The sequence below is a fragment of the Streptosporangiales bacterium genome (assembly GCA_009379825.1).
Lineage (GTDB): Bacteria > Actinomycetota > Actinomycetes > Streptosporangiales > WHST01 > WHST01.
Map to the genome: position 1 here is coordinate 26848 of WHTA01000008.1, position 23187 is coordinate 50034.

Annotated in this window: 26 protein-coding genes and 2 pseudogenes; 19 read left to right on the forward strand and 9 right to left on the reverse strand. The window is 71.3% G+C overall.

Translation table 11 applies throughout. The features are described from left to right. Position 1: 1 nt before the first annotated feature. From GEV07_06100 to GEV07_06115, 4 genes and pseudogenes are all read right to left on the reverse strand, one after another. The gene (locus GEV07_06100; protein MQA02303.1) at positions 2-1312 is read right to left on the reverse strand and encodes a betaine/proline/choline family ABC transporter ATP-binding protein; all 1311 of its coding nucleotides are present in this window, start codon (positions 1310-1312) and stop codon (positions 2-4) included. A gap of 379 nt (positions 1313-1691) precedes the next feature. Beyond that, a pseudogene (locus GEV07_06105) lies at positions 1692-2463 on the reverse strand (SDR family oxidoreductase). Positions 2464-2497: 34 nt separating this feature from the next. Beyond that, positions 2498-2830 carry a branched-chain amino acid ABC transporter gene (locus GEV07_06110; protein ID MQA02304.1) on the reverse strand — a complete coding sequence of 111 codons (333 nt, stop codon included), beginning with the start codon at positions 2828-2830 and terminating at the stop codon, positions 2498-2500. Next, the gene (locus tag GEV07_06115) at positions 2823-3527 is read right to left on the reverse strand and encodes an amino acid transporter (GenBank protein MQA02305.1); all 705 of its coding nucleotides are present in this window, start codon (positions 3525-3527) and stop codon (positions 2823-2825) included. The genes GEV07_06110 and GEV07_06115 overlap by 8 nt, the downstream gene beginning before the upstream one ends. Before the next feature lie 79 nt (positions 3528-3606). Here GEV07_06115 and GEV07_06120 point away from each other — a divergent pair, with 79 nt between their 5' ends. After that, complete coding sequence (locus tag GEV07_06120) at positions 3607-4047, forward strand: winged helix-turn-helix transcriptional regulator (GenBank protein MQA02306.1); 441 nt, start codon at positions 3607-3609, stop codon at positions 4045-4047. A gap of 1 nt (position 4048) precedes the next feature. On the opposite strand, the gene GEV07_06125 is transcribed toward GEV07_06120, so the two are convergent. Further along, positions 4049-4837: a GNAT family N-acetyltransferase gene (locus GEV07_06125; GenBank protein MQA02307.1), complete on the reverse strand. Its 789-nt coding sequence runs from the start codon at positions 4835-4837 to the stop codon at positions 4049-4051. A 234-nt stretch (positions 4838-5071) separates the two neighbouring features. On the opposite strand from GEV07_06125, the gene GEV07_06130 reads away from it, so the two are divergent. The 3 genes from GEV07_06130 to GEV07_06140 all read left to right on the forward strand — a co-directional run bounded on the left by GEV07_06130 (position 5072) and on the right by GEV07_06140 (position 6283). Beyond that, positions 5072-5653 (forward strand): hypothetical protein, encoded by a 582-nt coding sequence (locus GEV07_06130; GenBank protein MQA02308.1) that lies wholly within the window; start codon positions 5072-5074, stop codon positions 5651-5653. A gap of 40 nt (positions 5654-5693) precedes the next feature. Then, complete coding sequence (locus GEV07_06135; protein ID MQA02309.1) at positions 5694-5891, forward strand: hypothetical protein; 198 nt, start codon at positions 5694-5696, stop codon at positions 5889-5891. 83 nt (positions 5892-5974) lie between these two features. Next, positions 5975-6283 carry a hypothetical protein gene (locus tag GEV07_06140; GenBank protein ID MQA02310.1) on the forward strand — a complete coding sequence of 103 codons (309 nt, stop codon included), beginning with the start codon at positions 5975-5977 and terminating at the stop codon, positions 6281-6283. Between the two features lie 123 nt (positions 6284-6406). Here GEV07_06140 and ychF read toward each other — a convergent pair whose 3' ends face one another. After that, positions 6407-7480: a redox-regulated ATPase YchF gene (gene ychF, locus GEV07_06145; GenBank protein ID MQA02311.1), complete on the reverse strand. Its 1074-nt coding sequence runs from the start codon at positions 7478-7480 to the stop codon at positions 6407-6409. A gap of 109 nt (positions 7481-7589) precedes the next feature. Here ychF and rmuC point away from each other — a divergent pair, with 109 nt between their 5' ends. Both rmuC and GEV07_06155 read left to right on the forward strand, forming a co-directional pair. Beyond that, the gene (rmuC, locus tag GEV07_06150; protein ID MQA02312.1) at positions 7590-9068 is read left to right on the forward strand and encodes a DNA recombination protein RmuC; all 1479 of its coding nucleotides are present in this window, start codon (positions 7590-7592) and stop codon (positions 9066-9068) included. Between the two features lie 83 nt (positions 9069-9151). Then, positions 9152-9445, forward strand: coding sequence for a hypothetical protein (locus GEV07_06155; GenBank protein MQA02313.1), 294 nt, complete (start codon positions 9152-9154; stop codon positions 9443-9445). A gap of 33 nt (positions 9446-9478) precedes the next feature. On the opposite strand, the gene GEV07_06160 is transcribed toward GEV07_06155, so the two are convergent. After that, entirely contained in the window at positions 9479-10147 is a 669-nt protein-coding gene (locus GEV07_06160; GenBank protein ID MQA02314.1) for a TetR family transcriptional regulator, read from the reverse strand. Positions 10148-10204: 57 nt separating this feature from the next. On the opposite strand from GEV07_06160, the gene GEV07_06165 reads away from it, so the two are divergent. Further along, complete coding sequence (locus GEV07_06165; GenBank protein ID MQA02315.1) at positions 10205-11110, forward strand: SDR family oxidoreductase; 906 nt, start codon at positions 10205-10207, stop codon at positions 11108-11110. 6 nt (positions 11111-11116) lie between these two features. Here the strand turns inward: GEV07_06165 and GEV07_06170 are convergent, their stop codons facing one another. Beyond that, positions 11117-12097 carry a 4-hydroxy-3-methylbut-2-enyl diphosphate reductase gene (locus GEV07_06170; GenBank protein ID MQA02316.1) on the reverse strand — a complete coding sequence of 327 codons (981 nt, stop codon included), beginning with the start codon at positions 12095-12097 and terminating at the stop codon, positions 11117-11119. A gap of 25 nt (positions 12098-12122) precedes the next feature. Here GEV07_06170 and GEV07_06175 point away from each other — a divergent pair, with 25 nt between their 5' ends. Both GEV07_06175 and GEV07_06180 read left to right on the forward strand, forming a co-directional pair. Continuing rightward, positions 12123-13358: an exodeoxyribonuclease VII large subunit gene (locus GEV07_06175; protein MQA02317.1), complete on the forward strand. Its 1236-nt coding sequence runs from the start codon at positions 12123-12125 to the stop codon at positions 13356-13358. After that, entirely contained in the window at positions 13355-13630 is a 276-nt protein-coding gene (locus GEV07_06180) for an exodeoxyribonuclease VII small subunit (GenBank protein ID MQA02318.1), read from the forward strand. The genes GEV07_06175 and GEV07_06180 overlap by 4 nt, the downstream gene beginning before the upstream one ends. Positions 13631-13664: 34 nt before the next feature. Here the strand turns inward: GEV07_06180 and GEV07_06185 are convergent, their stop codons facing one another. Further along, a complete protein-coding gene (locus GEV07_06185; protein MQA02319.1) occupies positions 13665-15431 on the reverse strand; it encodes a hypothetical protein in 1767 nt (588 codons plus the stop codon). Positions 15432-15620: 189 nt separating this feature from the next. Here GEV07_06185 and GEV07_06190 point away from each other — a divergent pair, with 189 nt between their 5' ends. The 10 genes and pseudogenes from GEV07_06190 (at position 15621) to GEV07_06235 (ending at position 23182) form a co-directional block, all read left to right on the forward strand. Beyond that, complete coding sequence (locus GEV07_06190; GenBank protein ID MQA02320.1) at positions 15621-15971, forward strand: hypothetical protein; 351 nt, start codon at positions 15621-15623, stop codon at positions 15969-15971. Continuing rightward, positions 15965-16294: pseudogene (locus GEV07_06195) on the forward strand (SARP family transcriptional regulator). Before GEV07_06190 ends, GEV07_06195 begins: the two are co-directional and overlap by 7 nt. A gap of 418 nt (positions 16295-16712) precedes the next feature. Next, positions 16713-17480 carry a hypothetical protein gene (locus GEV07_06200; GenBank protein MQA02321.1) on the forward strand — a complete coding sequence of 256 codons (768 nt, stop codon included), beginning with the start codon at positions 16713-16715 and terminating at the stop codon, positions 17478-17480. A gap of 65 nt (positions 17481-17545) precedes the next feature. Beyond that, positions 17546-18412, forward strand: a complete 867-nt coding sequence (locus tag GEV07_06205) for a family 16 glycosylhydrolase (GenBank protein MQA02322.1) — start codon at positions 17546-17548, stop codon at positions 18410-18412. Between the two features lie 131 nt (positions 18413-18543). Beyond that, on the forward strand, positions 18544-18945 hold the full coding sequence (locus GEV07_06210) for a MerR family DNA-binding transcriptional regulator (protein MQA02323.1): 402 nt from the start codon (positions 18544-18546) through the stop codon (positions 18943-18945). Between the two features lie 14 nt (positions 18946-18959). After that, a complete protein-coding gene (gene modA, locus GEV07_06215) occupies positions 18960-19712 on the forward strand; it encodes a molybdate ABC transporter substrate-binding protein (GenBank protein ID MQA02324.1) in 753 nt (250 codons plus the stop codon). Between the two features lie 172 nt (positions 19713-19884). Continuing rightward, the gene (modB, locus tag GEV07_06220) at positions 19885-20619 is read left to right on the forward strand and encodes a molybdate ABC transporter permease subunit (protein MQA02325.1); all 735 of its coding nucleotides are present in this window, start codon (positions 19885-19887) and stop codon (positions 20617-20619) included. Further along, positions 20616-21647, forward strand: a complete 1032-nt coding sequence (locus tag GEV07_06225; protein MQA02326.1) for an ATP-binding cassette domain-containing protein — start codon at positions 20616-20618, stop codon at positions 21645-21647. Before modB ends, GEV07_06225 begins: the two co-directional genes overlap by 4 nt. An 80-nt stretch (positions 21648-21727) precedes the next feature. Further along, a complete protein-coding gene (gene glpX, locus GEV07_06230; GenBank protein ID MQA02327.1) occupies positions 21728-22771 on the forward strand; it encodes a class II fructose-bisphosphatase in 1044 nt (347 codons plus the stop codon). Positions 22772-22780: 9 nt separating this feature from the next. Next, a complete protein-coding gene (locus tag GEV07_06235; GenBank protein ID MQA02328.1) occupies positions 22781-23182 on the forward strand; it encodes an extradiol dioxygenase in 402 nt (133 codons plus the stop codon). The last annotated feature ends 5 nt before the right edge of the window (positions 23183-23187 follow it).

The following is a 23187-nucleotide window of genomic DNA, read 5'->3' on the forward strand; positions in this document are numbered from 1 at the left end:
CTCAGGCATTATCCGTCACCCTCTCCGACGCGGAGGTGCCTTCGCCGGGCAAGGCTGCGTCGGCTCCCGCCACCGCAGGTTCGCCCGGCGGCTCGCCCGCACTCGTGTCGGCGTCGCCGGCATCCTCGGTCCTCGTAGCGGACTCGTCGTCCTCACCCGAGATCGCGGCCAGGATCGCGGCGCGCGGCACCACACCGCACAGCCGCCCGTCGCCGTCGACCACGCCGAGTGGCACCGGGTGGTTGCCCGTACGTTGCGCGAACTCGACGATCGACTCTTCCTCGGTGACCGTCTCGTAGTCGTCGGTCAGCAGTTCGCGCAGCGGCCGTGTGCCTGCCTTCGCGAGGTCCTTGTCGTGTGCGACGCCGACGACCTTGCGGTCCGCGTCGAGCACGTAGACGCCACCTGCTTCGACGCCCTCCAGCTTGCGCAGTACCTGCCGCGGCTGCTCGTCGACGGATGCGACGACCAGCGGCTCACGCATGATGGTGGCGGCGGTCAGCACCCGGGTGCGGTCGACGTCGGAGACGAAGTCGCGTACGTACTCGGTCGCCGGCTCGGCGATGATCTCAGGGCCGGTGCCGAGCTGCACGACGCCGCCGTCCTTCATCACCATGATCCGGTCGCCGATGCGCATCGCCTCGTTCAGGTCGTGCGTGACGAACAGGACCGTCTTGCGCACCTCGCCCTGCAGCTCCAGCAGCAGGTCTTGCATATCGCGCCGGATCAACGGGTCGAGCGCGCTGAACGGCTCGTCCATCAGCAGGATGTCGGCCTCGGTCGCGAGCGCCCGCGCCAACCCGATGCGCTGTTGCTGGCCACCGGAGAGCTCGTGCGGGTACGCGTCCATCCGGTGCGCGAGACCCACCTGCTCGAGTGCGGCGCCCGCCTTCTCCGAGCGCTGCCCGTTCGACATGCCGCGCACCTTGAGCCCGTACGCCACGTTGTCCTTGATGGACCGGTGCGGGAACAGTGCGAAGTGTTGGAAAACCATGCTGATGCGCTGGTTCCGCAACCTGCGTAGTGCAGCGTCGGACATCTTCCCGACGTCGACATCGCCGATGATCACCGTGCCAGCGGTCGGGGGGATCAACTTGTTGATCATGCGGATCATGGTGCTCTTGCCGGAACCCGACAGACCCATGATCACGAACAGTTCACCACGGTCGACGGTGAACGACACGTCATCGACAGCGAGTACGCCTCCAGCGCCGACGATCTCGTCTCGACCACTGCGACCGCGCGCGAGAGCCTCGGCGGCTTTGCGTTCGGGTACCCCGAACACCTTGCTCACGCCGCGCGCTTCGATCAACTTTTCCTCCTCGGGTCGATTTCCCGCAGGTACCCATCACGCTACCTGGCCGCCAGTTGCGCATCACGCACGGTTCGGACAGCCTCGAACAGCATGCCACCCGCGCTACCGCAATAAGTCGCCACGACGCGACGTATCCAGTTCGACCGGCGACCTTACAGCCGCCTCACGAGCGAGGACTTACCGTACCGATGACGCGAGTCAGGGTGCACATCAAGTCAGACACAGCGCAGCCAGGCAGGCGGTCAGCACGCTAAATCTTGGCGGAATCTTTATCTACCCTTCTCCGCACCATGTCTTGAACCCGGGTTCCACAACCTGTTCGACGCGGCGGGTTACCGCCCGGTTGGGCTGCGTGTTCAACACTACGGATGGCGCATCAACGCAGGCTCCTGGCCTCCGGGTCGGGTCCCTGCACCGAACGGCCGCCGTCCACGGGGGACGGTGGCACCGCTGACGAATCGCGACCGGTCCGAGACGAGATAGGCGACCACGTCGGCGACCTCGGCGGCCGACGCGGCACGCCCGAGCGGGTGCAGGTCGCGCATCTGCTCGTCCATCGCGGCATGGTCGGCAGCCAACGACTCGAGCCTGTCGGTCACGACCGAGCCCAGAGCCACCGCGTTCACGCGGACGTCCCAGGGACCGTAGTCGACGGCGAGTGCACGCGTCAGGCCCTCGATCGCGGACTTGGCGGTGGCGTACGGGAGTGCGCCGCGCACGGGGCGTTGGGCCTGGTGCGAGGAGACGTTGACGATCGAGCCTGCGGTGCCGTCGGCCCGGAACGCGGCGACAGCGGCCGCCGCGCCCGCGAGGCAGGGCTGCAGGTTGCTGCGCACCAGCTCTGCCACGGCCGCACCGCCCGCCTCGTGCAGCCACGCGTCGCGGAACACGGCCGCGTTGTTGACCCAACCCACGAGCGACCCGAGCTCGCGCGCCGTCGCCACCGCGCGGCCGGCCACCGCGTCGTCGCCGGCGTCGCCGACCACGACGCGTGCGGCGCCGGCTGCGACGAGGGGCGCCAACCAGTCCGTCGTCGGCGCGGCGAGGTCGACGACCACGGCGCGGATGCCGTCGTCGACCAGCCGCTCCGCTACCGCCCTGCCGATACCTTGCCCGCCACCGGTGACGACCACTACCTGTGGGTTCACTGCTGCGCTCCGTATGTCCGTCTGGAGCGTGCCCTCAAGCCGGCAGCAACCAGTTGGCCAGCACGATGCACGCCATGCTGCCGGCGACGATACTGAGGACCGCGTTGCGGCGCAGCAGGTGCACCACGACGGTGACCGCGACGCCGGTCAACTCGGCGATGCCGTGCGATGGCGCAGTGACGTCGATCCTCGACAGACAGTAGACCGCGAGGATCGCGATGGCGCCGAGCGGCATCCACCGGCCGAGGTCGGCGAACAGCGCCGACTCCTGGATGACGCTCTTCATGGCGAACGGAGCCGCCCGCAGGGCAACGGTGACGGCGACCGCGACCGCGAGCGCAGTGGCGACGTACGGGGCGTCAGGCACGGCGAGCTCCCTGAGCGAGTCGGTGCCGGACGGCGAGGCATGCGGTGAACGCCCCCATGGCAGCGAGGATCATCGAGCCCGGAGTCACGGCGAGGGCGGCCACGGCACAGCCGCCCGCCAGCAGCAGGGTGGTCCGGTCGGGCCGGGCCCGGTACGCGTCCATGGTGAGGACGCCGAACAGGGCGGTGAGGACGAAGTCGAGCCCCTCGACGTCGCGCAGCAGTGTCGTGCCGACGAGACCGCCGGCCAGCGCACCGGCCGCCCACGAGGCGTGTAGCCCGAACTGCGTCCAGAGGATGCGACCACTGGTGAGCGTGTCGGGGTCCTTGCTCGTCGTCAGCGCGTATGCCTCGTCGGACAGGGCGAACACGCTGTACGCCTTGCGGTGCCACCCGGCCACCCGGTGCAGCGGGAACGACAGCCCGTAGAAGAGGTGCCGCGCGTTCACCAGGAACGTGGTCATGGCGATGGCGGCGATCGGCGCGGCCGCCGCCAGCATGCCGACGAGGATGAACTCGACGGACCCGGCGAACAGCACCGCTGAGATGACGGGAGCGAGCCACCAGGGGAACCCGTGGCTGGCGACCAGCACGCCGAAGCCGATCCCCAGCGCGAACAGCCCCAGCCAGATGACCCACGTCTCGCGGGCTGCCGCGCGGAAGTCCGTACGTGGCGGCGCGGCACATACCTCACTCATGCAGCAAGCGTAAGCAAGTTCGTGCGCAAGGTGCTTGCCTTCTGTTGCGGTATCGTCCATGTTGGCGCAATCTGTTCGCATGGATGAGATCGATCGAGCAATCATTCATCAGCTGCAGCAGGACGGGCGGCTGACCAACCAGGAGCTCGCCGCCCGGGTGGGGCTGACCGCCGCGCCCTGCCTGCGCCGCGTCCGCAGGCTCGAGGCCGACGGAGTCATCACCGGCTACTCGGCGAACGTGGACGCACAGCGGCTCGGCCGCGGCTTCGAGGTCCTCATCCACGCGGACCTGGTCGCCAAGGACCTCGCCACCGTGGACGCCTTCGAAGAGCGGCTGGCGGCGATGGACGAGGTCGTGGAGCTGCGCAGGATGTTCGGGCTGCCGGACTACTTCATCCGCGTCCAGGTCGCCGACACCGCGACGTACGAACGCTGGCTGACGACGCAGCTGCTCGGCGATCCCGCCATCGCACGCGTCGACTCCCGGATCACCATGAAGGTGTTGAAGCTGCGCCGCTGACTCAGGGGAGCCACACGTACGGCGTCGTCGTCGACGCCTTCACCAGACCGGCACGTTCGAGGGTCGGCCTGGAGTACTCGGTCGAGTCGCTGCGGACGAGGGTCTTGCCGCGGGCGAGCGCGGACCGGGCGCGTGCCGCCGTCAACGCGCGGTAGATGCCGCGACCGCGCCACTCCTCGAGCGTCGCGCCGCCCCAGATCCCCGCGAAGGCGGTGCCAGCGACCGGTTCGAGCCGACCGGCGGCGACGATCCTGCCGTCCGCTTCCGCCACCCACAGCTCCATCCCGTCGTCGAGCGCGAGCCGGCGCAGCAACGCGTCCGCCATCGCGTCCGAGACCGGGTCGCCGAACGCCTCGTCCTGCATCGCGCTCATGGCACGGACGTCGCGCTCCTCGGTCACCCGCCGCAGCGTGACGTCCGCGGGCAACGGCACGTCGGCCGTCAGCGCCTTGGCCTCACCGAGCATGATCGACTCGGGCTCGCCCGGAGTGAACCCGTTGCCGACGAGGGCCTCGTGCAGACCGGGCGCCCGGTCGTGGCCGCGGGTCTTCCACTCCACCCGCTCGATCGCGGGATCGGCCCGGTAGTGCGCGAGCACCTCAGGCACGAGCCCGGCGATCTCGTCGGCGTCCGCACCCCCGAGGTCCCGGTACGTCACGAACCCCCGCCCACCGGCGAACGTCACCAACCGCAGCGGCCCGGTCCGAGCCACCGAGACCGCACTAGGCGTCTCGGCGTCGGAACGCAGCTGTTCGTCGTACGCCCGCAGCAACCCGGTCGCGTCCATCATCGCGCTCACCCTGCTGCGCCAGGGACACATCGGCAACCCATTTAGTGACACTTGCGGCCTGACCTGCACATACACCACTAGGAAGCGTTGGTGGTCGGTGGTCCGTCGTGGTCGTGCTGAGGAATTTCTGAGGAATGAGCCGGCACATTGTCCCTTTGCAGCAGTGCCGTGTTGCAGTACCACGGGCGCTCGGGCACGATGCCGCTGACGTGCTGCCGAACGGTCCAGGGTGAGGTGTCCGCGCTCGATGACTTGGTCGCGGCGCTGCAGGCGAGCCTGAGCAGCGTGCAGAGGGTGCACGAGCATGGCGGGCAAGGCGGTCACGGCGGCGGAGACTGCGGTCGACGCGGCCACCGCGTTTGGCCGGGATCGGGCGGTTGCCGAGACCGAGGCGCGCGGGCGGGCATCGAGGAGGCCGGCGGCGTCCTCGCGACGGTCGAGGCGCAGCTGACCGAGCTGTTGGAGCGGGCCATCGCGTTGCGGGGCGGCACGGCGGTCTCCTCACCGTCAGGCAGCGTCGGCACCGGTACGCAGCGGCCGAGCCCGGCGCAGGCAGGACAGCCGGACCGGCCGACGTTCCGCTTCCCCGGCGCGACGTCAGCGTCGGTCGATCCCGGCAAGTTCGCGAACTACTCGATGCACCCGGAGAAGGACAACGGCGGCGAGTGGCAGGCGTGGGTCGACCTCGGCTACGACGCGCACAGCGCCGATGGCGGGCCGCGGCGGCCGATGACGTCCTGCGGCAGCTCAGCGCCGGGCTGCCGAGCGCGCGGCCGTACGAGCATCGGGAGACGAAGTTCGGCGAGCCGCGCATGATCACCAATTGGCTCCAAGTGCACACGGCGAAGGGCGAGCGATGACGTTCGAGGAAGGCACCAAGGTCCGTCTCGTCGGGGACGTCACCCGAGACGACGGCGTACCGGTAGTCCCCGCGGGCACCGTCGGCACCGTCGTCGACGCCGTCAACGCGCCCGATGAGTACGCAGTCGACGTGGTGGTCGACGGCGAGTTCGACAACGTCCCAGTCACCGGCGATCAGATCGAAGCCGTGTAACCCTACGGACTGCCACCGTTCGGAGACTATGGCCGAAGGCCGGCTCAGAGCGAACGGTGTACCTCGCCAGCGAGCTACTGACGATGCTGTCCGAAGACATCCGCCTGTACCGCCCCGGCGACGACCAGGACCGGTGGCTGTTCGAGGGCGAGAACGGCAACCCACCCCACCACAACACGATCCGCCACGCGTGGCGGATCGCGCGCAACCACGCTCGCAACGTCATCGGGGAAGTGTGGTCGCTAGCCGAATACCCGGAGGAATCTCTCGGCCGGGCGACCTGGCGGGAGATGTTCCACGAAGCCGGCAAACCCCGGACGGCCCGCCGCGCATGTCCGACTGTACCGCGGTTCGCCGTACCGACGGCGGCGGCGCTGGGCGTGGACCTCTGACCGCGCGGTCGCTCAGAGGTTCGCTGTCGGCGGCCTGCGCGGTCGGGAGGCCGGCGATGTGTGGAGGAACGATTGAGGAATGGGAACGCGAAATAAGGCAGTGATCTGCGTGAACGTGCTCGGCTACACGTTGAACTTGAAGTCCACCACGTCACCGTCGGTCATGGGGTAGTCCTTGCCTTCCAGGCGGACCTTGCCGCGGGAGCGGGCTTCGGCCATGGAGCCTGCGTCGACGAGTGCGTCGTACGAGACGATCTCTGCCTTGATGAAGCCGCGCTGGAAGTCGCTGTGGATGGCGCCGGCGGCTTCGGGGGCGGTTGCGCCTCGGCGGATCGTCCATGCGCGCGACTCCTTGGGGCCGGCGGTGAGGAACGTCTGCAGGCCGAGCGTCTCGAAGCCGACGCGGGCGAGGATCGCGAGGCCGGACTCCTCCTGCCCCACCGACTGCAACAGCTCGAGCGCCTCCTCCTCGGAGAGCTCGGTCAGCTCGTGTTCCAGCTTGGCATCTAGGAGGACGGCCTCCGCAGGCGCGACGAGCTGACGCAGCCCCTGCTTCAGCTCCTCGTTGCCCATCTCCTCGTCGTCCACGTTGAAGACGTAGAGGAACGGCTTGGCGGTGAGCAGATGCAGGTCGTACAACGGTTCCGTGTCCAGGCCGGCGGCGAACACCGTCTGGCCGGAGTTCAGCACGTCACGCGCCTCGCGCACGGCCTCGACGGTCGCCGCCAGGTCCTTCTTCAGCTTGGCTTCCTTCTCCAGCCGCGGCAGCACCTTCTCGACCGTCTGCAGGTCGGCGAGCACCAGCTCGGTGTTGATGGTGTCGATGTCGTCCTTCGGGCTCACCCGGCCGTCGACGTGCATCACGTCGGAGTCCTCGAAGACGCGGATCACCTGGCAGATCGCGTCGGACTCCCTGATGTGCGAGAGGAACTGGTTGCCGAGCCCCTGCCCCTCCGACGCTCCGCGCACCAACCCGGCGATGTCCACGAAGCTCACCGACGCAGGCACCACACGCGCCGAGCTGAACATCGTGCCCAGGGCGGCCAGCCGCGGGTCGGGCACGCCCACCACGCCCACGTTGGGTTCGATGGTCGCGAACGGGTAGTTCGCGGAGAGCACGTTGCCCTTGGTCAACGCGTTGAAGACGGTTGACTTTCCGACGTTGGGCAGGCCGACGATACCGATGCTGAGACTCACGAGACGTAAACCTAACTCGCCGGGCCGGCTGGCTGACGGCTGGCTCGGTTTGCGCGGAGTCGGCGCGGCACCCTGGGCTTGAGTCGGTGCCAGCTGCAACTATCACTACATGGACGCGATCACCGCTGCCCTGCTCGTCGGCGGACTGCTGCTCGGCGCACTGCTGGGTGCGGCAGTCGCCGTACTGATCGCCCGGGTGCGCCACGCCCACACCGTCAGCGAGCGCGACACGCTCCGCGGCGAGCGCGACCGGTCGCGTGACGCCGAGGAACGTACGGCGGCCGCGCTACGGAAGGCGGAGAGCGAGGTGGCCGGGCTCAGCGCCACGCTCGAGGCGGAACGCCGCGCGGCGGCCGAACAGGCGGAGTTGGTCGACCGCACCATGAACGAGCGCTTCCGTGCGCTGTCGTCCGCGGCGCTCGAACAGAGCAGCAAGCAGTTCCTCCAGCTCGCCGACGAGCGGTTCAAGGAAGCCCAGACCAAGGCGGCCGGCGACCTCGACCAGCGGCGGCAGGCCGTCGAGAACATGGTGGCGCCGCTGAAGGACACGCTGACCAAGGTCGAGGGGCAGCTGCGGGAGCTCGAACAGGCGCGCGTGGCGGCGTACCACTCGCTCACCGAGCAGGTCGGGCTGGTGCGGCAGACCGGCGAGCAGCTGCGGCACGAGACCGCGTCGCTGGCCAACGCGCTGCGCGCGCCGCAGGTCAGGGGCCGCTGGGGCGAGCTGCAGCTGGAACGCATCGTGGAGCTCGCCGGCATGTCCGAGCACTGCGACGTCACCAAGCAGGGCAACGCGACCACCGACGACGGGCAGCGCCGGCCGGACCTCGTCGTGCACCTCGCCGGCGACAAGAACGTGGTCGTCGACTCGAAGGTGCCGCTGGCCGCGTACCTGGAGGCGGTGGAGGCCACCGAGGACGCCGCGCGGACGCAGGCGCTTTCGCGGCATGCGCGGCACCTGCGCAAGCACGTCGACCAGCTGGCGGCGAAGGAGTACTGGGCGGCGTTCAGCCCGACGCCCGAGTTCGTGGTGCTCTTCGTGCCCGGCGAGGCGTTCCTCGCGCCCGCCCTCGAGCACGACCCGCAGCTGCTCGAGCACGCGATGGCCAACCGGGTGGTGATCGCCACCCCGACCACGCTGATCTCCATGCTGCGTACGGTCGCGTACACCTGGCAGCAGGCCGCGCTCACCGACAACGCCCGCGAGGTCTTCGAGCTCGGCAAGCAGCTCTACGACCGGCTCGGCAAGCTCGGCGACAAGGTCGACGGCCTCGGCCGCGCGATCGGACGCGTGGTCACCGCGTACAACGGCACCGTGGCTTCGCTGGAGACCCGGGTGCTGGTGAGCGCACGCCGGATGCGCGACCTGCAGCTGGTCGAGGGCGAGCTGCCCGCGCCGACCCCGGTGGAGGAGACACCGCGCCCGCTCGGCGCCGGTGAGCTGGTGTCGTCGGCGAGCGAGGCGAGGCAGATCCGGCTGCTGTACGCGGACGAGGAAGACGACGACGCGGCCGACGAGCTGGGCGACGAGCGGTTCGGCGTCACCCCGCAGCACCCTGAGGAAGACCAGGGTCGGCTGGCCCACTGAACGGCTTCGCCGGCGCAACCGACCAGGTATTCTCGGTAACTGTCCTGGTGGGGTGACCGGCGACGACGAGGGGTTTGGAGCACATGGCCGACAACGGCAGCAACGACTGGCGGGCGCAGAGCAAGCAGGTCGCCAGCGCGTTCGCGGAGGGCCTGGGCGAGATCCGCGACGGCCTCACCGAACAGACCGCGAAGCACGAGGACACCATCAAGTCCAAGCTGGACAAGATGACCGGGTACCTCGACGAGAAGACCGGGCACAAGTACTCGGCCAAGCTGGACAAGGCCGGCGAGCGCCTCGCCGACGGCGTCGGCAAGGTCGCCGACCAGGGCAGGGAGAGCGCCGCGAAGCGCACCGAGGACGACGACTCCCGCTGACGGCCGGCTGGGCTGCTGCGGCCCACCGGTCGATTACCGCAGGCCGGCCTCGATGCCCCTGATCAGGATGTCGAGGGAGACCTCGAAGCCGCGGTCGTACTCGAACCTGAAACCGTCGGCGCCGACCGCCTCGGCGACCGCCGTGAGCGTCGGCGCCGAGCCCTGCGGTAGGGCGGCGACGCGTTCCAGCAGGTCAGGACCGAGGTCGAACGGCTCGCCGCCGCTCCTCGTCTCGCCGAGCAGGAAACCGTGCACGAAGTCGACCACGGTGTTGGCGGCGTCCACGACCGCCCGCGGCGGCAGCCCGGCCTGCGCCAGCGCTGCGTACAGCGGCTCACCGGCCACCGCGAGCGACTCGGCCACCGCCGCCGGGTCGGAGATGATCTGCAGCGCCAGGTTCGGGTGCGCGCGCAGGATCCGCCGGTACGCCTGCGCCGCCGCGCGCACCTGGTCCTGCCACGGCGTGCCGTCCGGCGGGACGTCCACCCGCAGCTGGGCGTAGACCCGCTCCACCAGGCCGGCGAGCACGGCGGCCTTGCCCGGCAGGTGGTGGTAGATCGACATCGGGTTGACCTGCAGGTCCGCGGCGAGGCGGCGCATGGTCAGGGCCTCGATGCCGGCCTCGTCGACGATCCGCAGCCCGGCGTCCAGGATCACCTCCCGGCTCAACCGCCGCGGGCGACCGTTGCCAGCGTCTGCCATACAGCGTATGGTACCTTGCCATACACTGTATGGCTGGCAGGCGCGAGGGAGGCAACGGTGACGCTGGCGGGCAAGGTGGCTCTGGTGGCCGGGGCGACGAGGGCGGCAGGTCGCGGGATCGCGGTCGAGCTGGGTGCGGTCGGGGCGACCGTGTACGTGACCGGGCGGACCAGCGGTTCGCACCGCTCCGAGATGGACCGTCCGGAGACCATCGAGGAGACCGCCGCCCTGGTCGACGCGGCGGGCGGCAGGGGCATCCCGGTGCAGGTCGACCACCTGGTGCCGGACGAGGTCCGGGCGCTCGTCGCCAGGATCGAGCGCGAGCAGGGTGCGCTGCACGTCCTGGTGAACAACATCTGGGGCGCGACGAAGATGGAGTGGGACAAGACGGTCTGGGAGTCCGACCTGGAGTACGGGCTGCACACCCTGCGGCTGGCCGTGGACACGCACGCCATCACCAGCCACGTCGCGATCCCGTTGCTGCTCGAGACGCCGGGCGGGCTCGTCGTGGAGGTCACCGACGGCACCGACGAGTACAACGCGATCAACTACCGGGTCTCGTTCTTCTACGACCTGGCGAAGGCGGCGAACCTGCGGATGGCCTTCGCGCTCGGCCACGAGCTGGCGCCGCGCGGCGCCACGGCGGTCGCGCTCACCCCCGGCTGGCTGCGCTCCGAGGCGATGCTCGAGGAGTTCGGCGTCACCGAGGCGAACTGGCGCGACGCGACCGAGCGGATACCGCACTTCGCGATCTCTGAGAGCCCCGCGTTCGTCGGCCGCGCGACCGCCGCGCTCGCGCAGGACCCCGACGTCGCGCGGTGGAACGGCCAGTCGCTGTCCAGCGGACAGCTGGCCAGGGTCTACGGCTTCACCGACACCGACGGCAGCCGGCCGGACGCCTGGCGGTACGTCCCCGAGGTGCAGGACGCCGACAAGCCGGCGGACACCACAGGGTACCGCTGACCGGCGTTACGCCTGCGCCTTCTTGCGGGTCTCGCGCAGCTCCCTGGGCAGGGCGAAGAGCGTCGACTCCGACGGCGCGTCGACCTCCTGCAGGTCGCCGTAGCCGCGCTGCGCGAGCCAGTCGATCACCTCGGACACCAGCTCCTCCGGCACCGAGGCCCCGCTGGTCAGGCCGACGGTCGACACACCGTCCAGCCACGCCGGGTCGATCTCGCCGGCGTTGTCCACGAGGTACGACGCGCTCGCGCCATACGCCAGCCCGACCTCCACCAGCCGTACGGAGTTCGACGAGTTACGCGAGCCGACGACCAGCAGCAGGTCGGACTCCGCAGCGATCTGCTTCACGGCGTTCTGCCGGTTCTGCGTGGCGTAGCAGATGTCGTCGCTCGGCGGGTCGCCGAGCTCGGGGAACCGCTCCCGCAGCGCCTGGACGGTCTCGTTGGTCTCGTCCACCGACAGCGTGGTCTGCGACAGCCACACCAGCTGCTTCGGGTCCTTGATCTCGATCGTCTGGGCCTGCTGCGGACCGTCCACGAGCACGACGTCCTCTGGCGCCTCGCCCGCGGTGCCCTCGACCTCCTCGTGGCCCTCGTGCCCGATCAGCAGGATCTGCTTGCCCTGGGACGCGAACCGCTTGGCCTCGTTGTGCACCTTCGTGACCAGCGGGCAGGTCGCGTCGATGGTGCGGAGGTTGCGCTCGGCCGCGCCCGTGTGGACGCTCGGCGCGACGCCGTGCGCGGAGAACACCACGAGCGCGCCCTCTGGCACCTCGTCGACCTCCTCCACGAAGATCGCGCCGCGTTCCTCGAGCGTGCGCACCACGTGCGTGTTGTGCACGATCTGCTTGCGTACGTAGACCGGCGGGCCGTACTTCTCCAGCGCGCGCTCCACGGTCACCACGGCGCGGTCGACGCCGGCACAGTAGCCACGGGGCTTGGCGAGCAGCACTCGGTTCGGGGCGTTGGTCATGCTCCCCAGGGTAGGCATGAGACGGTGTCCGTCGATGAGCCGGATGGAGACCTCGCCAGAACGCCCGGTGCCCGTACGCACCGTGGCGCAGCTGATCGCGCAGTGGGTCGGCCGGCTCGGGCGGGTCTGGGTGGACGGCCAGCTCACCGACCTCAGCCGCCGGCCAGGCTCGAACACCGTGTTCCTCACCCTGCGCGACCCGGTCGCGCAGGTGTCGCTGCCGGTCACCTGCGCGAAGCAGCTCGTCGACGGGATCCAGCCGCCGCTGGTCGACGGCGCCCGGGTGGTCGTGCACGCCAAGCCGGAGGTGTACGTGACCCGCGGCCGGCTGTCGCTCGCGGCGACGGAGATCCGGCCGGTCGGCGTCGGCGAGCTGCTCGCCAGGATCGAACGGCTGCGCCAGATGCTCGCCGCCGAGGGGCTGTTCGCCACCGAGCGCAAACGCCGACCGCCGTTCCTCCCCCGCCGCATCGGGCTGATCTGCGGCCGCGACTCCGCGGCGGAACGCGACGTGCTGGAGAACGCCAAGCGCCGCTGGCCGGCGGTGCAGTTCCGGGTGCAGCAGGTCGCCGTGCAGGGCACGTACGCGGCCACCGAGGTAACCGAGGCGCTGCGCCACCTCGACGCCGACCCCGAGGTCGACGTCATCATCGTCGCGCGCGGCGGCGGGTCGCTCGAGGACCTGCTGCCGTTCTCCGACGAGGGCCTGCTGCGCGCCGTGGCCGCGTGCCGTACGCCGGTGGTGAGCGCGGTGGGTCACGAGCAGGACGCGCCGTTGGTCGACCTGGTCGCCGACGTCCGCGCGTCCACGCCGACCGACGCGGCGAAGCAGGTGGTGCCCGACGTCGGCGAGCAGAGCGAGCTGATCAGGCAGCTGCGCGACCGGGCGCGGCGGCACCTCACCAGCTGGCTGGGCCGGGAGCAGGCCGCGCTGCACGCGCTGCGGTCGCGTCCGGCGCTCGCCGACCCGGTGCGGGAGCTGGACCGCAGGGAGCAGGAGGTGGTGGACGTCCGCGACCGCGCACACAGGTCGCTGCGCCACCAGCTGGACCGCGCGGCCGACGACATCAGGCATGTGCGGGCGCGCGTGGTGGCGCTGTCGCCCGCCGCTACGCTGCAGCGTGGCTATGCCGTGGTGCAGCACGCCGACGGACGGGTGGCGGCGTCCGCGCAGCAGGTGACGGCCGGCGAGGCAGTCACCGTACGCCTGGTCGACGGCAGGTTCGACGCGACGGTGACCACGGTGGAGACGGCTGACGAGGAGCAGGAGCGGCCATGACGGACAACCAGCAGCCCGAGGCCAGCTACGAGCAGGCCCGCGCCGAGCTGGTCGAGGTCGTGCGCAAGCTGGAGGCCGGCGGCACCACTCTGGAGGAGTCGCTGGCCCTGTGGGAGCGCGGCGAGGAGCTGGCCCGCACCTGCCAGGACTGGCTGGACGGCGCCCGCGCCCGCCTCCACCAGGCCATGACCGACACCGACCCCGACGCCGAGGAACCCACCGCCGAGGCCGACGGCGACGGCGAGGAGTCCGGCGAGGCCCCACCGTTCTAGGGCGTGCCGCGCAACCGGCGGCACGCCTACGCGGTCAGTCCCGCACGCCGGCCGCGTGGGCGTGCACGAGTGGGTGCATCCGGTATCGGTTGGTGCCGGTCGACTCGACCAGGTTGGCGTCGAGGAGGCGCTCCATGCTTGCCGCCACCGGGGTGAGCGGGCGGCCGGTCGCGACCGCCGCCCAGCGGACGTCGATGACCTCCGCGGGCAGCCGGCCGAGCGCGCGGAAGGTGGCCCGGTCCGCGTCGGCGAGCTGGGCGTACGACACGGCGAAGGCGCCAGCCAGCGCGCCGTCGTCGGCGTAGAGCTCGTCGAGGACGACCCGGCCACCGCCGGCCAGCCGGCGTGCCATCTCCTGCAGCGGCCACTGCGGCCGGTGCACCAGTCGGGCCGCCAGGTAGCCGAGCGCGGCCGGCAGTCCCCCGCAGGCACGTGCCAGGGTGTCGACGGTGAACGGCTCGTCCGCCGCCCGGGCGTCGCCGACCAGACCGGCGAGCAGGTCACGCGCAGGGCCGGCCGGCAGCGGCCGCAGCGGCACCACCACGTCCGGCCGTGACACGGTGAGCCGCCGCCTGCTGGTCACCAGCACGCCACAGCCGGCGCTGCCGGGCAGCAGCGCCTCGACCTGCTGCGACCCGGCGACGTCGTCGAGCACGACGAGCAGCCGTTTACCGCCCACCCCGGACCGCCACCGCGCGGCACGCGCACCTGCGCCGGCCGGGCTCGCCGATCCCGCGCAGCAGCACGCCGAGTGCGTCGGCGACGTCCAGCGCGGCGGACGTGGCCGAGCTGGCCCGCAGGTCGCAGTACACCTGGCCGTCCGGTAGCCGTCGGCGAGCAGGCGCGCGGCACGCACCGCGAGCGCCGTCTTGCCGACGCCGGGCATCCCGTCCACCACACAGACCCTGGCGCCGGCCGCGGCAGGGGCGGGACGCAGCGCACCGAGCACCGCGGCCAGCTCCTCGTCCCTGCCGAGCAGGTCGACGCCCCGCGGCAGCGTGCACCCGACGGGTCGCCGGCCGACCACCGGCGCGCCCAACGTGTCGTCGGCGCCACGCAGCACCGCCTCGTGCACGGTACGCAGCTCGAGACCGGGCTCCACGCCCAGCTGCTCCACCACCTGCTGCCGCGCCCGCGCGTACACGTCGAGCGCCTCCGCCTGCCGCCCGCACCGGTACAGCGCGGTCATCAGCAACCCGGTGAACCGCTCCCTGCCGGGGTGGTCGGCGCACAGCACCCGCAGCTCGGGCAGCGTCGCGCGCGCGTCGCCGGCGGCCAGGTCGAGCTCGATGCGCTCCTCCATGGCGGTCAGCCAGTACTCGGTGAGCCGGCGGCGCTGCGCCTCGAGCAGCGGCCCGGGCAGCCCGCAGTACGGCTCGCCGTCCCACAGCGCGAGCGCGTCCCGCAGCAGCTGGTGCGCCCGGTCCGGTTGCCCGTTGCGCCGCGCCTGCTGACCGTCGCGCACCAGCCGTTCGAAGCGGACGGCGTCCACGGTGCCGTCGTCGGCGTGCAGCACGTAGCCGCCCCTGACCCCCTCGATCCGGACGCCGCTGACGTCCGGCGGGCCGAGCAGCCGGTGCAGCCGGTAGACGTAGGTGGGCAGCACCTTGACCCCGGTGGGCGGCGGGTCGTCGCCCCACACGCCCGCGAGCAACGCCTCGGGCGTCGCGGGCTGGTTGAGCTGGCACAGCAACGCGCCGAGCAACGCCTGCTGCCGCGCCGGCCCGAGGTCGAGTGCCTGGTCGCCGCGCTGCGCACGCAGACAGCCGAGCGCGGCGAACCGCACGTTCCCAGGTGCCATCCTGGCGCCTCCCACCACTGTTCCGTGACCTGTGGGAAGCGTCGGTGGCGGCGGTTCAGGATCGGTCCTGGCGCGGTACAGCGCATGTACAATCGCGACCTGGCCTGGCACTTCACCGTCGGACGGAGGCGCTGCCGGTGCACTTCAGTGTCTTGGGTTCGTTCGAGATAACGGACGACGCGGGCACCCATCACTGTCACCGCGGAGAAGCCACAACGGCTGTTGGCCGCCCTGCTGCTGCGCGCGAACACCTGGGTCAGTGTGGACAGCCTGCAGGACGCCATCTGGCCGGAGGGCCCGCCGCGCTCGGTACGCAACAACCTGAAGACGTACGTGCACCAGGCGCGCCAGCTGTTGGCCGCCGCCGGCGACCGGGCCAGGGTGGAGAGCCGGCAGGGCTGGTACCGCATCAACGTGGACACCGCCGAGCTGGACGCGGCCGTCTTCGAGCGCGCGGTGCACGACGGCAAGAAGGCGTTCACCGCCGGCGCCCCCACCCGCGCGGTCGACACGCTGCACGCGGGGCTCGCCGCCTGGTAGGCGAGCCGTACCCGGTGCTCGCCGACCACGTCGCGGGTGCGGAGCGGGCGCGCCTGGCGGAGCTGTGGTGGACGGCCAAGTACACGCTCGCGGACGCGCTCGTCGAGGCGGACAGGCACGACGAGGCCGCCGCCGAGCTGCAGGCGCTGACCGTCGAGGACCCGCTGCGCGAACCCACCTGGCACCGCCTGGTGTACACCCTGCACGCGCTCGGCCGGCGCGCCGACGCCCTCGCCGCGTACCGGAAGGCCAGGCAGACGCTGGTCGCCGAGCTCGGCGTGGAACCGGGTAGCGAGCTGCGCCGCGCGCACGAACTGGTGCTCGCCGACGACGCGCCGGCCGAACCACCGGCTGCCGCCGAGCCACCGGACGCGCCCACGCCGCCGTGGGTACGCGACGACGATGCCGGGCAGCACCTGCCGGAACCGCAGCACGGCCCGCAGCGCCGCCGCGGCGCAGTGGTCGCTGCCGTGGCCGCCGTGGTCATCCTGGTGGCTGCCGTGGTCGTCGTCGGCACGCTCACCAGCAGGGACGCACCCGGCGAGGCGGGCGGCCGGCAGTCGGCGGAGGCGGTGCAGCGCCGGCCGGTGCCACCGGAGGAGCTGACCGGCGCGGACAAGGGCAAGGTGCTGTTCGGTCTCGGCAGCGACCCGGTGCAGGCCAGCAAGCACGAGCTGGTCCGCGACGCCCCCGTCGGCATGCTGACCACCTGGTACAACGGCCCGAACGACCTCACCCAGGATGAAGGCGTACAAGGAGCAGCTGGCGCCGTCGACGTACGAGGACGGGCACGCGCTGCACCTGGTGGTGGCCGCGTGGGACGAGCCGGAGCCGCTCGACACGAAGTACGGCCGCGGCTGCAGCAAGGCGTACCCGCTCTCCGAGCGGTTCACCGCGGACATGCACGAGGTGGCCCGCAACCTGGCCGGGCGCGCCGACGACCCGTCGCTGTACGTCTCCATGTTCATGGGGTTCAACACGTACGCATGCACGAAGGACGCGTACAAGCCGGACTCGTTGAACGAGGCGTACTACAAGGCGCTGAAGGACCGCTACCTGGAAGTGCTGCGGATATTCCACGACGAGGCGCCGAACGCACGGGTGTCACTCGGCTGGGACGGCTGGGAGGCACGCATCGACGACCGGCCGGAACGCGGCGGCGGCCCCTCCATGTTCAAGCACTTCGCCGACGTGATGCGCAAGTCCGACTTCCAGAGCTTCGGCATGCGCGAGACCGACGGCAGCAACATGGCGAACGTCGAGGCGATGGTGACCACCCTCGGCAAGTACGGCCCGGTGATGGTCGCGTACCACCAGCCGTGGGAGGACCCACTGCCGCTGTTCGACCGCGAGGTGCGACAGCTGCTGACCGACGACGTGCTCGACACCCTCGTCGACCGCGGCCTGTTCGCGTGGAGCTTCACCGACGGCAAGCCGATGTCCAAGAGCGCACGGGTGGAGAAGTTCCTCGAGGACGCCGTCCGCACGTACGGCCGGAAGGACCGCTGACACCAGCCGCTTCAGCGTGACACCACCGCGATTTCATCGGCGCTCCCTAGCGTCCGGGACATCACCTGGACGAGAGGGGACGACAGTGCGTAGTAGCTTGCGCGGCCGGTTCACCGAGATCGTCGCGGTCTCGTTCGGCATCCTCGGTCTGGTTACCGGTGCGATGTCGAACTCGGGGGACCCGTGCACCCCCATCACACCCTCGCCGACGGCCAGCGCCTCGGCGTCCGCGAGCGACACGCCGCCGGCGGACCCGTCGGCGGCACCGACAGAGAGTCTGCCGGGGGGTCAGCCAGGCGGCCGTCGAGCACAGCTGGGGCGAGTCCGTCGGCGGCGACGAGTTCGAGGGCGACGCCGTGGACAGCAAGAAGTGGGACGTGTACGACGGCCCTGGGCACGCCGGCAACGGGTGTCGCTGCCCCGACCAGGTCACGGTGACCGACGGCCACCTGACCATCGCCGGCGAGCCGAACGGCGACAGCGGGGGCATGGCCTGGAAGCAGGGGCAGCAGTACGGCCGCTGGGAGGTGCGGATGCGCGTCAACCAGGAGGACCAGGGCGGCAACCCGTACCACCCGGTGCTGATCCTGTGGCCGGACTCGAACGAGTGGCCGGAGGGCGGTGAGCTCGACTACGCCGAGGCCAACGCGGGCGAGAACAAGATGCAGGCGTTCCTGCACTACGGGGACGGCTCGGAGAACGGGGGCCAGCAGGAGTTCTCCACCGAGGCCGACCTGACCCAGTGGCACAACTACGCGTTCGAGTGGACGCCGGACGCCATGGTCGGCTACATCGACGGCAAGGAGTGGTTCCGTAGCGAGGACGACGTGGTGCAGCCACCTGGGCCGATGCACCAGACGATCCAGCTGGACAACTTCTTCCCCGAGAACGGGCTCAACCCGGCCACCATGGACGTCGACTGGGTGCGCTGATTCCTCCCCCACCTCGGACGGTCCCCGGTCAGATGCTGGCCGGGGACCGTCGTCGTATGCCTCGCACATGCCGGATCACATACGGGCTTCTGCTTGCAGATGCGAGGCGATATTGGGGTATTGTCTGGCACATGCCGGACTACCAGATCGGCCGCGCGGCGCAGCTGCTCGGCGTCAGCGCCGACACCCTGCGCCGCTGGATCGACGCCGGCCGGCTGGCCAGCAGCCGGGACGCCGCCGGCCGCAGGGTGATCGCCGGCGCGGACCTCGCCGCGTTCGCCGTGACCATCAGCGAGTCCGGTGAGCACCCGCTGGCCCGCCCGCGCACGTCGGCGCGGAACACCTTCCCCGGCCTGGTGACCCGTGTGCTGCGCGGCGACGTGATGGCGCAGGTGGAGGTCCAGGCCGGCGCCCACCGGGTGGTCTCGCTGCTGTCCACGGAGGCCGTCGACGAGCTCGGCCTCGAACCCGGCGTCGAGGCGATCGCCTGCGTCAAGGCCACCAACGTCACCGTGGAGGTACCGAGCTCGTGACTGCCCTACGCACCCTGACCGCCGCGGCCACGACGCTTGCCCTGGCACTCGCGCTCGGCGGCTGCGGCGGTTCCGACGAGGCGGCGGCGAAGACGAAGCTCACGGTGCTCGCCGCCGCGTCGCTGACCAACGCGTTCGGCGAGCTGCGCACCGCGTACCAGCGCGAGCACCCCGACGTCGCCGTGCAGTTCTCGTTCGGCGGCTCGCAACAGCTCGCCGCACAGGTGCGCGAGGGCTCCCCCGTAGACGTCATCGCGACCGCCGACGAACCGACCATGACCGGCATCAAGGAGTACGTCGGCAGCCGCAAGCCGTTCGCCACCAACCGGCTCGCCATCGTGGTGCCCGAGGACAACCCGAAGCAGGTGCGGACGCTCGCCGACCTCGGCCGCTCCGACGTCCGCGTCGTGCTCGCCGGCCCGACCGTGCCGGCCGGCAGGTACGCACGGCAGATCCTCGACCAGGCGGACGTCACCGTGCGACCGAAGAGCGAGCCGGCTGACGTCCGGCAGGTGCTCACGCCGCTGCGCCTCGGCGAGGCGGACGCCGGCGTCGTCTACGCCACCAACGTCACCGGGGCCGGCGGCTCGAAGCTCACCGCGGTGTCGATCCCCGCGAAGCAGAACCTGATCGCGACCTACCCGGTGGCCACCGTCGACGACTCCGCGCATCCCCGCGAGGCGAAGCGGTTCGCCCGCTGGCTGCGGTCCGAGCAGGCGACGAAGGTGCTCACCGAGCACGGCTTCGGCGAACCGGGAACCACATGACGACCACCAGGATCGGTGCCCTACCTTCCCCGGGCACAGGGGACTCTGCCCCGGACACAAAGAACTTGGGGAAGCCAGGGTGACCGCGCGCGCCTCGGCCGACGGAGCCGGTCGGCCGCGTGCCGCCAGGCCCCGGCCGCCGGCCACGCTGCTGGTGCCGGCGATCGCGGCCATGGCGTTCATCACGCTGCCGCTCGTCGGCCTGCTGCTGCGTACCCCGTGGTCGTCGCTGGGTTCGCTGCTCGCCAGCGCGGACGTACACAGTGCGCTCTGGCTGTCGGTGGAGTGCTCGTTCGCCGCGCTGGCACTGAGCCTGCTGCTCGGCGTGCCGCTGGCCTTCCTGCTGGCCCGCACCGACTTCCCCGGCAAGGCCGTGGTGCGTGCGCTCGTCACGCTGCCGCTCGTGCTGCCGCCGGTCGCCGGCGGCGTCGCGCTGCTGCTGGCGTTCGGCAGCAACGGCATCGTCGGGGACGCCCTGGGCGCACTGCAGGTGCAGCTGCCGTTCACGACGGCGGGCGCTGTGCTCGCGGAGACGTTCGTCGCGCTGCCGTTCCTCGTGCTGTCGGTGGAAGGCGCGCTGGCCGGCCTGGACCAGGAGCACGAGGACGTCGCCGCCACGCTCGGCGCACGGCCGCTGCGGGTGTTCCTCACCGTCACCGTGCCACTGGTCGGTCCTGGCATCGCGGCGGGCGCGGCGCTGGCGTGGGCCCGCGCACTCGGCGAGTTCGGCGCGACCATCACGTTCGCCGGCAACCTGCCTGGCTCCACGCAGACGCTGCCACTCGCCGTCTACGTGCTCCTGCAGGACGACCCGGACGCCGCCATCGCGCTGAGCCTGCTGCTGCTCGCCGTGTCGCTCGCGGTGCTCGTGCTGCTGCGCGGCCGCTGGTTGGGGCGCACGTCATGAGTCACCTGGACACCAGGGTCAGGGCCGGGCCGGTGGACGTCACCCTCACCGGCGAGCGGGGCGAGACCGTCGCGGTGCTCGGCCCGAACGGCGCCGGCAAGACGACGCTGCTGCGCGCGCTCGCCGGCCTGGTGCGGCTCGACGACGGCTGGATCCGGCTGGCAGGCAACGACATCGCGCGGCTGGCCGCGCACGACCGGCGGGTCGGGCTGGTGCCGCAGCGGCACGCCCTGCTGCCGCACCTGAGTGTGCGCGCCAACGTCGGCTACGGGCTACGGTCGCGTCGCGTCGGCCGGCGGGCCGCGCGGGAGCGCGCCGACGACTGGCTCGACCGCCTGGACGTGGCCGCGCTGGCGAACCGGAAACCCGCGACGCTCTCCGGCGGGCAGTCGCAGCGCGTCGCGCTCGCCCGCGCCCTGGCGACGGAGCCTGAGCTGCTGCTGCTCGACGAGCCGCTCGCCGCAGTCGACGCGGAAGCCACCGTCGCACTGCGGCGGACGCTGCGCGAGCACCTCGGCCGGTTCGACGGCACCTGCCTGCTCGTCACGCACGACCCGGTGGAGGCGGTGACGCTGGCGGACCGGCTCGTCGTGGTGGAACGTGGCGCCGTGGTCCAGGTGGGCGGCCCCGCCGAGGTCATGCAGCAGCCCAGGTCGCCGTGGATCGCGCGGATGCTCGGGCTGAACGCGCACGAGGGCACGATGGCCGACGGCGCCGTGCAGCTGGTCGACGGCGGCACGCTCGTCGCTGCGGACCCGCCGCCCGACGGCACCGAGGTGCTCGCGACCGTGTCGCCAGAGTCGGTAGCGCTCTACCCGACCAAGCCGGACGGCAGCCCGCGCAACACCTGGCAGGGCACCGTCGGCGAGGTCTCCGCCGTCGGCGGCCGGGTGCGCGTGCACGTCCACGGCGCGCCCGACATCGTCGCCGAGGTGACGCCAGCCGCCGCGGCGACGCTCGGGCTGGCCGCCGGCGCGACGATCTGGCTCAGCGTCAAGGCCACCGAGGTACGTCTCACCCCACTGTGACGATGACGTCGCCGGACGCATCTGGGGAGCCTGCCGGGTAGCGGAGCACTAGGCTGGCGACAACGACGAGGGAGCAGAACATGACGGATGCGCACCCCACGGCCGGCACCGACGCGCCACCGGCCGACTCGACGAAGGCACCGGACCGCAACCTGGCCATGGAGCTTGTCCGGGTCACCGAGGCCGCCGCCATGGCGGCCGGCCGGTGGGTGGGCCGCGGCGACAAGAACGGCGCGGACGGCGCGGCGGTCAACGCCATGCGGCAGCTCGTCGGCACCGTGTCGATGTCCGGCGTCGTCGTCATCGGCGAGGGCGAGAAGGACCATGCGCCGATGCTGTACAACGGCGAGGAGGTCGGCAACGGTACCGGCCCGGGATGTGACGTGGCCGTCGACCCGATCGACGGCACCCGGCTGACGGCGATGGCGATGAGCAACGCGCTCTCGGTCATCGCGGTGTCCGAGCGTGGCTCGATGTACGACCCGTCCGCGGTGTTCTACATGGACAAGCTGGTCACCGGCACGGAGGCGGCCGACCGGGTGGACATCGAAGCACCGGTGCGGCACAACGTGCAGGTGGTCGCCGACGCCAAGGGCGGCACACCGGAGGACGTCACCGTCGTCGTGCTTGACCGACCGCGGCACGAGAACCTGGTGAAGGAGATCCGCGAGGCCGGCGCGAGGATCAAGTTCATCACCGACGGCGACGTGGCCGGCTCGATCATGGCGGCCCGGCCGGACACCGGCGTCGACCTGTTGCTCGGCGTAGGCGGCACGCCCGAGGGCATCATCACCGCGGCGGCGATCTCCTGCCTCGGCGGCGTCGTGCAGGGCAAGCTGTGGCCGAAGGAAGACGCCGAGCGCCAGCGCGCAGTCGACGCCGGCCTCGACCCGGACCAGGTGCTGACCACCGAGGAGCTGGTCGCGTCGGACGACGTCTTCTTCGCCGCCACCGGCATCACCGACGGCGAGCTGCTCCGCGGCGTCCGCTACCAGCCGGGCGGCGCGAGCACGCACTCGCTGGTGATGCGTTCGCGCAGCGGCACGGTGCGGCTGATCGAGAGCGAGCACCGCCTCACCAAGCTGCGCGCCTACAGCATGGTCGACTTCGAACGCCCCCGCTGAGCACTCCTCATGCCGCTCGGCCACCTCGGCGTCAACGTCCCCGACCTGCCGCGGGCGAAGGCGTACTACGACGACCTGATGCCGCTTGTGGCGTACGCACCGTTCTTCGCCACCGACGACCAGGTCAGCTACCGGCCGGCGGACGACAAGCCGGGCACGTACGTCTTCCTGTACCAGGCGCAGGAACCTGGCGCGTACTCCCGGCACCGCGCCGGCCTGCAGCACCTCGCTTTCATGGTGCAGTCGCGCGCGGCCGTCCATGACGTGCACCGCTGGGCGGTGGCGCAGGGCGCGGAGATCGTGCACGAGCCGCGCGAGTTCCCCGAGTACCACCCGGGCTACTACGCCACCTTCTGGCTCGACCCGCACGGCTTCCTGCTCGAGGTGGTCTGCCACCGCGAGCCGTCGTAGCCCCG

What these genes read in the sequence shown, in the direction of transcription:
- GEV07_06115 (MQA02305.1), bottom strand. Translation starts at nt 3,527, where the DNA reads ATGAGTGAGGTATGTGCCGCGCCGCCACGTACGGACTTCCGCGCGGCA.
- GEV07_06120 (MQA02306.1), top strand. Translation starts at nt 3,607, where the DNA reads ATGGATGAGATCGATCGAGCAATCATTCATCAGCTGCAGCAGGACGGG.
- GEV07_06125 (MQA02307.1), bottom strand. Translation starts at nt 4,837, where the DNA reads ATGATGGACGCGACCGGGTTGCTGCGGGCGTACGACGAACAGCTGCGT.
- GEV07_06135 (MQA02309.1), top strand. Translation starts at nt 5,694, where the DNA reads ATGACGTTCGAGGAAGGCACCAAGGTCCGTCTCGTCGGGGACGTCACC.
- GEV07_06140 (MQA02310.1), top strand. Translation starts at nt 5,975, where the DNA reads ATGCTGTCCGAAGACATCCGCCTGTACCGCCCCGGCGACGACCAGGAC.
- rmuC (MQA02312.1), top strand. Translation starts at nt 7,590, where the DNA reads ATGGACGCGATCACCGCTGCCCTGCTCGTCGGCGGACTGCTGCTCGGC.
- GEV07_06155 (MQA02313.1), top strand. Translation starts at nt 9,152, where the DNA reads ATGGCCGACAACGGCAGCAACGACTGGCGGGCGCAGAGCAAGCAGGTC.
- GEV07_06160 (MQA02314.1), bottom strand. Translation starts at nt 10,147, where the DNA reads ATGGCAGACGCTGGCAACGGTCGCCCGCGGCGGTTGAGCCGGGAGGTG.
- GEV07_06170 (MQA02316.1), bottom strand. Translation starts at nt 12,097, where the DNA reads ATGCCTACCCTGGGGAGCATGACCAACGCCCCGAACCGAGTGCTGCTC.
- GEV07_06175 (MQA02317.1), top strand. Translation starts at nt 12,123, where the DNA reads ATGGAGACCTCGCCAGAACGCCCGGTGCCCGTACGCACCGTGGCGCAG.
- GEV07_06180 (MQA02318.1), top strand. Translation starts at nt 13,355, where the DNA reads ATGACGGACAACCAGCAGCCCGAGGCCAGCTACGAGCAGGCCCGCGCC.
- GEV07_06185 (MQA02319.1), bottom strand. Translation starts at nt 15,431, where the DNA reads ATGGCACCTGGGAACGTGCGGTTCGCCGCGCTCGGCTGTCTGCGTGCG.
- GEV07_06200 (MQA02321.1), top strand. Translation starts at nt 16,713, where the DNA reads ATGAAGGCGTACAAGGAGCAGCTGGCGCCGTCGACGTACGAGGACGGG.
- GEV07_06210 (MQA02323.1), top strand. Translation starts at nt 18,544, where the DNA reads ATGCCGGACTACCAGATCGGCCGCGCGGCGCAGCTGCTCGGCGTCAGC.
- modB (MQA02325.1), top strand. Translation starts at nt 19,885, where the DNA reads ATGGCGTTCATCACGCTGCCGCTCGTCGGCCTGCTGCTGCGTACCCCG.
- GEV07_06225 (MQA02326.1), top strand. Translation starts at nt 20,616, where the DNA reads ATGAGTCACCTGGACACCAGGGTCAGGGCCGGGCCGGTGGACGTCACC.
- glpX (MQA02327.1), top strand. Translation starts at nt 21,728, where the DNA reads ATGACGGATGCGCACCCCACGGCCGGCACCGACGCGCCACCGGCCGAC.
- GEV07_06235 (MQA02328.1), top strand. Translation starts at nt 22,781, where the DNA reads ATGCCGCTCGGCCACCTCGGCGTCAACGTCCCCGACCTGCCGCGGGCG.